General features: G+C 42.4%; 9 protein-coding genes, 4 tRNA genes and 1 pseudogene. 8 read left to right on the top strand and 6 right to left on the bottom strand.

The window, feature by feature from the left end; all coding sequences use genetic code 11:
- Window positions 1-175: 175 nt before the first annotated feature.
- Window positions 176-1,588, top strand: a complete 1,413-nt coding sequence (locus PGQ38_RS06220) for an MATE family efflux transporter (protein ID WP_226815898.1) — start codon at window positions 176-178, stop codon at window positions 1,586-1,588.
- A gap of 183 nt (window positions 1,589-1,771) precedes the next feature.
- Here PGQ38_RS06220 and PGQ38_RS06215 read toward each other — a convergent pair whose 3' ends face one another.
- Both PGQ38_RS06215 and PGQ38_RS06210 read right to left on the bottom strand, forming a co-directional pair.
- Complete coding sequence (locus PGQ38_RS06215; RefSeq protein WP_118579243.1) at window positions 1,772-2,734, bottom strand: substrate-binding domain-containing protein; 963 nt, start codon at window positions 2,732-2,734, stop codon at window positions 1,772-1,774.
- Window positions 2,727-2,939, bottom strand: coding sequence for a TOBE domain-containing protein (locus PGQ38_RS06210; RefSeq protein WP_118579240.1), 213 nt, complete (start codon window positions 2,937-2,939; stop codon window positions 2,727-2,729). The genes PGQ38_RS06215 and PGQ38_RS06210 overlap by 8 nt, the downstream gene beginning before the upstream one ends.
- 398 nt (window positions 2,940-3,337) lie before the next feature.
- Here PGQ38_RS06210 and modA point away from each other — a divergent pair, with 398 nt between their 5' ends.
- From modA to PGQ38_RS06195, 3 genes are read left to right on the top strand one after another with little or no spacing between them, the layout of a single operon-like run.
- Complete coding sequence (modA, locus tag PGQ38_RS06205) at window positions 3,338-4,225, top strand: molybdate ABC transporter substrate-binding protein (RefSeq protein ID WP_270431049.1); 888 nt, start codon at window positions 3,338-3,340, stop codon at window positions 4,223-4,225.
- A gap of 11 nt (window positions 4,226-4,236) precedes the next feature.
- Window positions 4,237-4,932, top strand: a complete 696-nt coding sequence (gene modB / locus PGQ38_RS06200; RefSeq protein ID WP_195991874.1) for a molybdate ABC transporter permease subunit — start codon at window positions 4,237-4,239, stop codon at window positions 4,930-4,932.
- The gene (locus PGQ38_RS06195) at window positions 4,932-5,984 is read left to right on the top strand and encodes a sulfate/molybdate ABC transporter ATP-binding protein (RefSeq protein WP_270431046.1); all 1,053 of its coding nucleotides are present in this window, start codon (window positions 4,932-4,934) and stop codon (window positions 5,982-5,984) included. Before modB ends, PGQ38_RS06195 begins: the two co-directional genes overlap by 1 nt.
- A 219-nt stretch (window positions 5,985-6,203) precedes the next feature.
- Here PGQ38_RS06195 and PGQ38_RS06190 read toward each other — a convergent pair.
- Window positions 6,204-6,274: transfer RNA gene (locus PGQ38_RS06190), tRNA-Trp, on the bottom strand.
- A gap of 87 nt (window positions 6,275-6,361) precedes the next feature.
- Window positions 6,362-6,449 (bottom strand) — tRNA-Ser (locus PGQ38_RS06185).
- 112 nt (window positions 6,450-6,561) lie between these two features.
- On the opposite strand from PGQ38_RS06185, the gene epsC reads away from it, so the two are divergent.
- The 4 genes and pseudogenes from epsC (at window position 6,562) to PGQ38_RS06170 (ending at window position 8,123) form a co-directional block, all read left to right on the top strand.
- Window positions 6,562-7,488, top strand: a complete 927-nt coding sequence (gene epsC / locus PGQ38_RS06180; protein ID WP_195477801.1) for a serine O-acetyltransferase EpsC — start codon at window positions 6,562-6,564, stop codon at window positions 7,486-7,488.
- A gap of 151 nt (window positions 7,489-7,639) precedes the next feature.
- Window positions 7,640-7,744, top strand: a pseudogene (locus tag PGQ38_RS20975) (DUF6783 domain-containing protein); the annotation flags it as partial.
- A gap of 232 nt (window positions 7,745-7,976) precedes the next feature.
- Window positions 7,977-8,047 (top strand) — tRNA-Gly (locus tag PGQ38_RS06175).
- A 3-nt stretch (window positions 8,048-8,050) separates the two neighbouring features.
- Window positions 8,051-8,123, top strand: a tRNA-Gly gene (locus tag PGQ38_RS06170).
- 39 nt (window positions 8,124-8,162) lie between these two features.
- Here the strand turns inward: PGQ38_RS06170 and PGQ38_RS06165 are convergent.
- Window positions 8,163-8,381, bottom strand: coding sequence for a DUF378 domain-containing protein (locus PGQ38_RS06165; protein ID WP_148462795.1), 219 nt, complete (start codon window positions 8,379-8,381; stop codon window positions 8,163-8,165).
- Between the two features lie 224 nt (window positions 8,382-8,605).
- The gene (locus PGQ38_RS06160; protein ID WP_270431044.1) at window positions 8,606-9,715 is read right to left on the bottom strand and encodes a DUF5067 domain-containing protein; all 1,110 of its coding nucleotides are present in this window, start codon (window positions 9,713-9,715) and stop codon (window positions 8,606-8,608) included.
- Window positions 9,716-9,751 lie beyond the last annotated feature (36 nt).

Below are 9,751 nucleotides of genomic sequence, written 5' to 3'. Positions count from 1 at the left end.
AGCCGGTTGGTTATCGTTTTTTTTGTGTGTATGTTTCTATTGCAAAATTTTCTCATTTGTTTACATTTACCTATTGCATTATTTGAAAATATGTAGTAACTTAGTATCTACCACGCTGTAATCACAGAACAAATATTCTGTTTTACAGTTTGGAAATGAAGGGGGAAATCGATAAATGGAAAACACAGTAACTAAGCCTGGATTCCGGAAGAAATTTCTGGGAGATAAGGCCTTTTACAAAATGGTACTTGCAATTGCAATACCCATTATGATACAGAATGGTATCACTAATTTTGTCAGTCTTCTGGACAATATTATGATCGGAAGGATTGGCACAGAGCAGATGTCAGGGGCAGCCATTGTAAATCAGCTCCTTTTTGTATACAATCTTTGTCTGTTTGGAGGCGTGTCCGGTGCTGGAATTTTTACAGCTCAGTATGCGGGTCAGAAGGATCATGAAGGGGTACGCCAGACATTTCGCTACAAATTATGGCTGGTAATTGCGCTCACAATTATAACAATATTGATTTTAATGTGCTCAGGAGAAAACCTGATCGGCATGTATCTGAAAGGCGAAGGAAGTGCAGCAGCACTGGAGGCTACGAGCAGATATGGAATGCAGTATCTGTGGATCATGTTTATTGGATTGCCGCCATTTATGATCAGTCAGGCATACTCCAGTACCCTTCGCGAATGCGGAGAGACTGTTCAGCCTATGAAGGCGGGAGTTACTGCAGTACTTGTGAATCTTGTATTCAACTATCTTCTTATTTATGGTAAATTTGGCTTTCCAGAGCTGGGAGTACAAGGAGCCGCTATTGCGACTGTTCTTTCCCGCTATGTGGAGGCTGCAATTATAATTATCTGGTCACACACTCACACAGAAAAAATGCCTTTTGCCAAAGGTCTTTACAGTACTCTGAAGGTACCAGCTAATTTAACAAAGAAGATTTTGATCAAAGGAACTCCGCTGCTGCTTAATGAGACTCTCTGGGCAGCCGGAATGGCAATTCTTACCCAGTGCTATTCTATTCGGGGATTAAACGTAGTAGCTGCACAGAATATTGCAAATACCATTAATAATGTTTTTAATGTTGTATTCATCGCTTTGGGAGACTCTGTTGCCATTGTAGTGGGACAGCTGTTAGGCGCGGGAAATATGAAGAAGGCCAGAGATACAGATAATAAGATGATTGCATTTTCTGTTATGTGCTGCACTGGAGTGGCATTAGTCATGCTGATTGTCGCACCATTTTTCCCAAAGCTGTATAACACCAATCTGGATGCGCAGGAACTGGCGAAATACTTTATTATGATCATGGCAATTTTTATGCCGCAGAACGCATTCCTGCATGCTTCATATTTTACCTTGCGTTCCGGTGGAAAAACGATCATTACATTTTTATTTGACAGTGTATTTGTGTGGTGTGTTAGTGTACCAATTGCGTATTGCCTCAGTCGCTTCACAGGTTTACACGTGTTGGCTGTTTTTGCCATGGTACAGGTGGGAGATATTTTGAAGTGTATTGTGGGGTTTGTGCTGGTTAAGAAAGGTGTATGGATGCAGAATATTGTTTCCGGAAAATAGGCGTGGAATGCCTGATAATTATTTTTCAAATAGAGTTTTTTGTTAACCGAATGACTTATCAGGAGCGTGTTTGAAAAAGGCTTTTTCAAATGCGTTCTAAGAAAAAATGCTTTTAATTTATTCAAACAGCAGTTCAGAAGCTGCGTAAATAAATTAAAAGCATTTTTATTATCCATGGGTATTTTAAAGAGAAAGCAGTTCCCCTGTCCGTGTCACATTATATCCGGTCTGTCCCTGAAGAATCGTTCGGAAATCTTCAGACCGTACAATTTCAAGAAGAGCAGAGAATCCAGGCTGGGAAAGGGCTTCCGTTTCCATGACCAGATACATAGGAAGTGTCTGAAGCGGAATAAAATCCAGAAGTCCGGACTGGTGTGCTGCGTATTCTTCTCCAAGAGCTGAATCTGCCTTGTGCGTAGCAATAGCTGCGGCAGTGGAAATATCAGATACCAGTTCAGTATGGTAACCAGATATGCTGGCTGGCGAAATTTTTTCTGAGAAAAGAAACTGGTCCAGGTAAATCCGTGGTGTACTTCCTTTTTCCCGATTGGCAATCTTTATGTCTTTACGGGCGAAATCCATCAGACCTGAAAGCTTCAAAGGGTTTCCAGAAGGAACATAAAGCCCTATGGAATACTCATAAAGGCATAAAAGAGAAAGCTGTACACCTGGGACAAGGCTGCGGATATGTTCCAGATCCAGACTTGCACATGCTATGTGAGCCTTTTTGAAATAAAGAGAATACAGGCTGTTGTAGCTGTTCATAAAGGATTGAAGGACTGGGATCCCCTGAGGGTGAATGGACATCTGGCTGATCAGAAGTTCGAGAGCCGGGGAAAACTGTCCGCAAAGGATCAGTCCGCTGGAGTGGAGAAGATAATCCCTCTTCAAAAGGGAACTTTCTGGAGGAAGTTCCGGAATCTGCAGATTTCCGTTAGGGGTACTGGAAGAAACGGCTTTCTGATCTGGCATGTTATTGCCGGAACCGGAACGCTCCAGGTATTGTTTCAGCTGCTGCTCGCTGATGCGAAGCTGTTTTCCTACTTTAGAAGAATATAATTCTCCACGTTTGATCAATTCATAAACCGTGGTCTTCTTAATTTGGAGCTTGTCTGCAATTTCCTGAGCAGTATAAAGTTTATTCATCAATTCCCACCATAACGTTGGTTGCCTTAATGACTGCGTAAGCGTCAGAGCCAACTTCAAGTCCAAGTTCTTCTACAGCTGCACAGGAAATAGTAGCTGTGATAATGTTGCCGCCTCCGATATCAATTGTGACGATAGAGTTAACGGCTCCCTTATTGATATTGATAACTTTTCCTTTTAACTGATTGCGTGCACTTAATTTCATATTTAAATCCTCTTTTCATTATTTATTACAAAATTCCTGAACGACAGCCGTGTATTCATTATGTCTATATGCTGAATGGATGGATATCAGACAGATCGGGACATATGAGCAAGTAGGAGATTAGACAGGAGTATGAACGTGTTCCATAGCTGAGAAGCAGCTGCCTTTTGTATTTATTATTGGTAGTATTTAAATATCATAGCATGTTGGAAAGAAAATAACAAGGAGTGTTTCGTTGGAGAAAAAATGAAAAGTAAAAAAAATTTGTGTGAACTAATAAAAATTGTACAAACAATGCAGGTTCAAATTGACATAGCAAATGAAATTAAGTATAATGAATGAAACCGAACAAAACATAACAAAACACAACAAAATACAACAAGAATGGAGGGCGTGAAATGAAAAAAAGAGTTTTTGCAGCACTTATGGCTGGTGTTATGGGAACTATGATGTTTGGAACTACTTTCGTATCTGCTGAAGCAGAGACAGCGGAACTGAAATGTGAGGTTTACGCATTTATTGCAGCCAGCCTGAATAACGCCATGGAAGAGATTCAGAAGAATTTTAATGAGACTTATCCGGATGTTGAGATTCTTTACAATGCGGACAGTTCAGGAACTTTGCAGACTCAGATTGAGGAAGGCGCCCGCTGCGATATTTTCTTCTCAGCAGCTACGAAGCAGATGGATGCATTGGTTGACGAGGGACTTGCTGACAAGGATTCTGTAGTGGATCTTCTTGAGAATAAAGTTGTTCTTATTAAACCAAAGGATGGGGAGACCAAGGTAACCGGATTTGAGAACATCACAGATGCTGCAAACCTTGCCCTTGCCGGAGAGGACGTTCCGGTTGGACAGTATTCCCGCGAGATTTTTGATAATCTTGGAATTACAGATGAAGTAAACAAGATGGAGATCAACGAAGGTAAGAATGTTACAGATGTACTTGCATCTGTAAGTGAGGGCAGCAATGAGGTTGGTATCGTATATGCTACGGATGCGGCTTCTGTGGCAGATTCTGTTGAGGTTATTGCAGAGGCACCGGAGGAAAGCCTTAAAACACCTGTACTTTACCCTGCCGGAATGGTAGAAGATAAAGAAGCAAGTGATGATGATAAAGCAGCAGCAGAAGCATTTCTTGAGTACCTTCAGTCTGATGAAGCTCTTGAAGTATTTGAGAAATATGGATTTGCAGCTTATGTAAATGACGAGAAAACGGATGACATGGCAGCCGCTGAAGAGACCGCAGAGCCGACAGAGGAAGTATCTGAAGACACTGCAGAATAAAGGATAATAATATGGTAGAATTTCTCAGTGAAATAAACTGGAGTCCTTTGTGGATTTCTTTGAAAACCGGTGTGGCAGCAACTATATTTGCTTTTTTTCTGGGTGTATTCTGTGCAAGGAAGATCATGAAACTGAAACCGGGAGCAAGGGCAGTGCTGGATGGGATTCTGACAATGCCTCTTGTTCTGCCTCCTACAGTAGCTGGATTCTGCCTGCTTTTGCTTTTTAGCCTGAAAAGGCCTTTTGGAAGTTTTCTGCTGGACAATTTTGATATTAAAGTAGTTCAGACATGGACCGGATGTGTGATCGCAGCTTCTGTGATCGCGTTTCCACTGATGTATCGAAATGCCAGGGCGGCCTTTGAGCAGGTGGATGTGAATCTGATCTATGCAGGAAGAACTCTGGGAATGAGTGAAAGCCGGATATTCTGGAAGGTAATTATACCTGCAGCAGGACCTGGAATTGCTTCCGGTACTGTACTGGCTTTTGCCCGTGCCATTGGAGAATATGGAGCAACCTCCATGCTTGCCGGCAATATCCTTGGAAAGACAAGGACGGTTTCTGTTGCAATTGCATCAGAGACTGCAGCTGGAAATTATGATATGGCAGGTCTCTGGGTCGTAGTGATCATATTGATCTCATTTCTGGTGGTTGCAGCAATTAATATTGCTTCCGGCAGAGGAATGCAGACCAGAAGGTGGATATAATGGCGATTGAACTTGATATTCAGAAAAATTTTAAAGGTTTTTCCCTGGATGTAAGACTGAAGGGGCAGGATGGACCTATAGGGATCCTGGGCGCTTCCGGAAGCGGAAAGAGTATGACTCTTCGCAGTATTGCCGGAATTGAAACTCCGGATTCCGGAAGAATCATTATTAACGGGAAGACTGTTTTTGATTCTGAGGCAAAAATTAATTTAAAGCCTCAGGAGAGAAGAGTTGGATACCTGTTTCAGAATTATGCTCTTTTCCAAACTATGACTGTAGAAAAGAATATTGCCTGCGGGTATCGAGGGGAAAAAAGCGAGCTTTCACAGAAGGTTGCAGATTACATAAAAAGATATCATTTGGAGGGACTGGAAAAGCATTTGCCGTCGCAGCTTTCTGGCGGTCAGCAGCAGCGGGTGGCTCTTGCGCGTATGATGATCGGAGAGCCGGAGGTGATTCTTCTGGATGAACCTTTTTCTGCGCTGGATGGGTATCTGAAGGATATTTTGCAGCGTGATATGCAGAATTTTTTGAAAGATTACAAAGGCGATATGATCATGGTAACTCACAGTAGGGATGAGGCATATAAATTCTGCAGTCAGCTGACCCTGTTGAATAATGGAAAAGATATTCTTACTGGTGAGACCAGGGATATTTTCGAAAATCCTCAGTATCTGGAGGCTGCAAGGCTGACTGGATGTAAGAATTTTTCTGCAGTGCAGAAGATGGGCAGCCATGAGGTTTATGCATTGGATTGGGAGCTTATGCTTCGTTCAGAACAGGAAGTGACAGAGGATATTACCCATGTTGGAATCCGGGGACATTGGATGAGGCCGGCAACTAAGGCTGGTGAGAATACCATGGAAGTGCAGGTTGAGGAGTATATTGAAAATACTTTTGAGCATCAGTATCTGTTTCGTAATAAAGGGGCTGCAGAAAGCGGCACTTTGTGGTGGATGTGCCAGAAAAAGAATTTCCAGGAAACTGCAAAGGACAAAATCCCAAAGTATCTGTATTTTCCACCAGAGCATGTGATGTTGTTGAAGAAATAAAACAAGGTGGTTCTGAATGAATAATAAAGGAATATGAGACAGCATGGAATGGTTTGCTGTTTCATATTCCTTATTTTGTATTGCGAAGTCTGCAGAAGACGGATAGTAGAAGAATGTCTTTATTTCAGATATGTTTTAGAACTTTTTTTAAACAAGCTCTGATGCTGCGATAAAAAAACGCCGGAAACCTTGAATTACAAGATTTCTGACGCTTAAGAGCAGGGGATGAGAGAATCGAACTCCCACCAAAGGTTTTGGAGACCCCTATCATACCATTTGACCAATCCCCTATGTTTTGTTTCTGTTGCAATTATACATACAAAAGGAACAGTTGTCAAGGCAAAATTAATAAAATTTGCACGAAAACAATTATGAAACGGAGATGGAGGGATTTGAACCCTCGCACCGGTTACCCGGCCTACCGCATTTCGAGTGCGGACCCTTCAGCCACTTGGGTACATCTCCATGACATTCTCCATTATATCGGGGGATTGGATAAAGGTCAATCTTTTTTTTATTGACGTAAAAAGAATAGTGTAATAATATGAAAGGAAAGCAAAATACGAGGAGACCAGTTATGAGTGACAAAAAGACATCCATAGAGAATGCAGTAGAGCGTCTGACTGCCAATTACCGTAAGGAAGAGCTGTTTCTGACAAAGAGCGGAAGACATCTTCCAGTCCGTGCAGCGATTATTAATATTGTGAAAGAAATGAGATCAGTTATTTTTCCGGGATATTTCGATATTGATTCGGGAGCAGCTGTTTTTCCGGAACATTATACCGGATATCTGCTCAATGACCTGTTTGACCGTATGCAGGCGCAGATTGAGACGGCTTTTCTGTATGTTGGCGAGGATATGACCAGTGCATGCGGCAAGGCAGCACAGATAACCTCCAGATTTTTTGAGCAGCTTCCGGAAGTGCAGGAGATGCTGCTGAAAGATGTGCAGGCTGGTTTTGATGGTGACCCGGCTGCGAAGAGTAAAGAGGAGATTATTTTCTCCTATCCGGGATTTCTGGCAATTTATGTGTATCGTCTGGCACACATCCTTTATCTGGAGGAGGTTCCGTTTATTCCAAGGATTATGACAGAGTATGCTCATGACCACACAGGAATAGATATTAACCCAGGTGCTACGATTGGGGAATATTTCTTTATTGACCATGGCACTGGCGTAGTAATCGGTGAAACGACTACTATTGGAAATAATGTGAAGCTGTATCAGGGAGTTACCCTTGGCGCTCTTTCTACAAGAAAAGGACAGCAGCTTTCTGGTGTGAAGCGTCATCCTACTATTGAAGATAATGTGACCATTTATTCCAATTCTTCTGTACTTGGTGGAGAAACTGTGATTGGGGAGAATACGATCATCGGCGGAAACACATTTATCACAGAATCGATACCTGCAAACTCCAAGGTAAGTGCGAAGAGTCCGGAGCTGGTGATCAAGAAGCCGCGTACACATGTGGAAGCCTCCAATGTCTGGGATTGGGAAAATTAACGGAATAAAGTGAAAATGGCAGTTAACAGAGCAGGCACGGTGGTATTTTAGAAAATATCATTTCTGGAAAAACAGAAAGTCGTAGTGTGAATCTGGTAACATGCATCGCTTTGAATATGGTGAACCGTGTAACTGTTGACTGCTCCAGAGCATGTTTGAAAAATCATTCCCCAATCTGCACGCCCCACTTTGCGTTATATTTCGCCCGAATTCAGTTGTCGTAGCCCCCTACGGCGCTTTCATCCGGGCAAAATCTCCCACAAATTGTGACGTACATCTTGCAGAAAGCTTTTTTGAAGCACGCTCTGGAAAACTCTCATGAAAAATATTTCTATCATAATTTTTTTAGTGTGAATGCGTTAACAGACAAGAAATATTGCTTGAATCTTAGGAACAAAAGAAAAAATTAAAAAATTTCAAAAAAGTTGTTGACAAACATTCCATCATCAGATATACTAATCTTCGTTGTGACAGACAAGCACAAATGTGCGGGTGTAGTTCAATGGTAGAACACCAGCCTTCCAAGCTGGATACGTGGGTTCGATTCCCAGCACCCGCTTGTGCGATAGTGGCGTAGTTGGTAACGCCCGACCTTGCCAAGGTCGAGACCGCGGGTTCGAGCCCCGTCTATCGCTCTTTAAAAGCCAGGAATTAAGTTTCCTGGCTTTTTTAACTTATGACGCATTATTTTCATTGGAGCAGAGCGTTCCATAGAAACTGAGCAGATACAGACCCGAAAGTCCGACCAGTGCGTAGATGATTCTGGAAATCCAGCTCATACTGCCAAAGATGAGAGCTACCAGGTTAAAGTTGAAGAACCCGATCAGTCCCCAGTTGACAGCGCCGATTATTGTAAGAGTCAGACAGAAACAATTTAAAAATTTATTTTCCATAAGTCACCATCCTTTCGTAACTATAGTGTTTCTTTTTATCGTGGAAATTATACGAAAAAGCCTGTATAAAATGTGGTAAAAGATGGAATTTTAGCAGCAAAAAACAGGGGGACTGTCTGAAACTGCAAAGAGAGACATAAAAATACGCGAAAGCCTTAAACGGAACTTTCGCGTATAAAAGATTTCATTGTGCTTCCCATATGGTGATGTGCTGGTTGCTTCTTTTACTGGAGATTTAATGTCTGTGCTGCTGTAATTCCAGTATCCAGACCAAATGCGTCTGAAGCATGCAAGGTAACCGGGCTCATATCATTAAGGGAAAAAGCCTGACATACATTTACTGTTTCTCCTGGCTGGATTTCTTTCATAAATGCATCAACAGCCTCATCACTGTTTGCCGGAATAGCTGCTTCAAGAGCCGCATCATTCTGATAAGCGGTAAGATTTACATCTACCATAGCACTGGAAGAACTTTCTCCGTTATTTGTGTAGTCATAGTAGACGAGAAGGCAGGGCTCACCGCCAAAGTCTGTGGAAACTACATTTCTGGTATAGTGGATAGAGAAACGCTGGTTGGAAAGATCAATGGTTCCATCAGATGTGGCAGGCGTCTGGACCACAGAATCAGCTGGACCATCGGTTCCCTCTGCTGTGGAGTCGGAATCCGCCAGAGCCTGGCTGATCTCATCCTCTACACTTTTGAAATTGGCGGACATGATCTTTACTGTTTCATCATCAAGAGCTGTAACCTTCCATTGGCCGTTTACTTTGATCATAGGATAAACAATGTCTGTTTCACTGAATTTGTCTTCCAGGCTGGAGGCTTTTTCTATTAAAATAGCAGCAAGCTTGTCCTGGGTTTCCTGTTCCGTAAGACTCTCGCCGGAAAAGGCGCTGGAAACAATCTGACGAAGGAATTCGGTTACAGTTTCACGGTAGATATCAGATCCGTCTACATAGCGGATCCGCGCAGTGACTTCAGCAGTGCCGTCTTGAAAACTGAAACGTGTCTTTGTGATCTTCCAGGTCATTTTGGCATTGATGGATTTGAAGAAGCTTTCGTAGGTGGCGTTTCGCACATCTGCATTGTCAAGAGCGGAAAGATCGGCGCTCTGGAGCATACTTTCCATTGTGTCGAAATCAAGGCTCTGGATGCCGGTAAGATATTTATCCAATTCTTTGGCTGGCTGGCTGCGTTCGTAGAAATAGTAGCCAATGGTTGCGCCGGCGACAAGGATAAGAATAAGCAGAAGCAGAATGCGTCCGGCCTTTCCTTTTCTTTTTTTCTTCGGAACAGGGTATTCATCTGGCATATTTAGTTGTTTTTCTTCCATGTTTCCTCCTTGTTAGGTTTAGAGCCTGTTTGAAAG

This window comes from Blautia faecis (assembly GCF_027662325.1).
GTDB lineage: Bacteria > Bacillota > Clostridia > Lachnospirales > Lachnospiraceae > Blautia_A > Blautia_A faecis.
This window is presented reverse-complemented; position numbering and strand designations above follow the sequence as displayed.

Coding starts and splice junctions, on each gene's coding strand:
- PGQ38_RS06160 (WP_270431044.1), bottom strand. CDS start 9,715: ATGGAAGAAAAACAACTAAATATGCCAGATGAATACCCTGTTCCGAAG.
- epsC (WP_195477801.1), top strand. CDS start 6,562: ATGAGTGACAAAAAGACATCCATAGAGAATGCAGTAGAGCGTCTGACT.
- modB (WP_195991874.1), top strand. CDS start 4,237: ATGGTAGAATTTCTCAGTGAAATAAACTGGAGTCCTTTGTGGATTTCT.
- modA (WP_270431049.1), top strand. CDS start 3,338: ATGAAAAAAAGAGTTTTTGCAGCACTTATGGCTGGTGTTATGGGAACT.
- PGQ38_RS06220 (WP_226815898.1), top strand. CDS start 176: ATGGAAAACACAGTAACTAAGCCTGGATTCCGGAAGAAATTTCTGGGA.
- PGQ38_RS06210 (WP_118579240.1), bottom strand. CDS start 2,939: ATGAAATTAAGTGCACGCAATCAGTTAAAAGGAAAAGTTATCAATATC.
- PGQ38_RS06165 (WP_148462795.1), bottom strand. CDS start 8,381: ATGGAAAATAAATTTTTAAATTGTTTCTGTCTGACTCTTACAATAATC.
- PGQ38_RS06215 (WP_118579243.1), bottom strand. CDS start 2,734: ATGAATAAACTTTATACTGCTCAGGAAATTGCAGACAAGCTCCAAATT.
- PGQ38_RS06195 (WP_270431046.1), top strand. CDS start 4,932: ATGGCGATTGAACTTGATATTCAGAAAAATTTTAAAGGTTTTTCCCTG.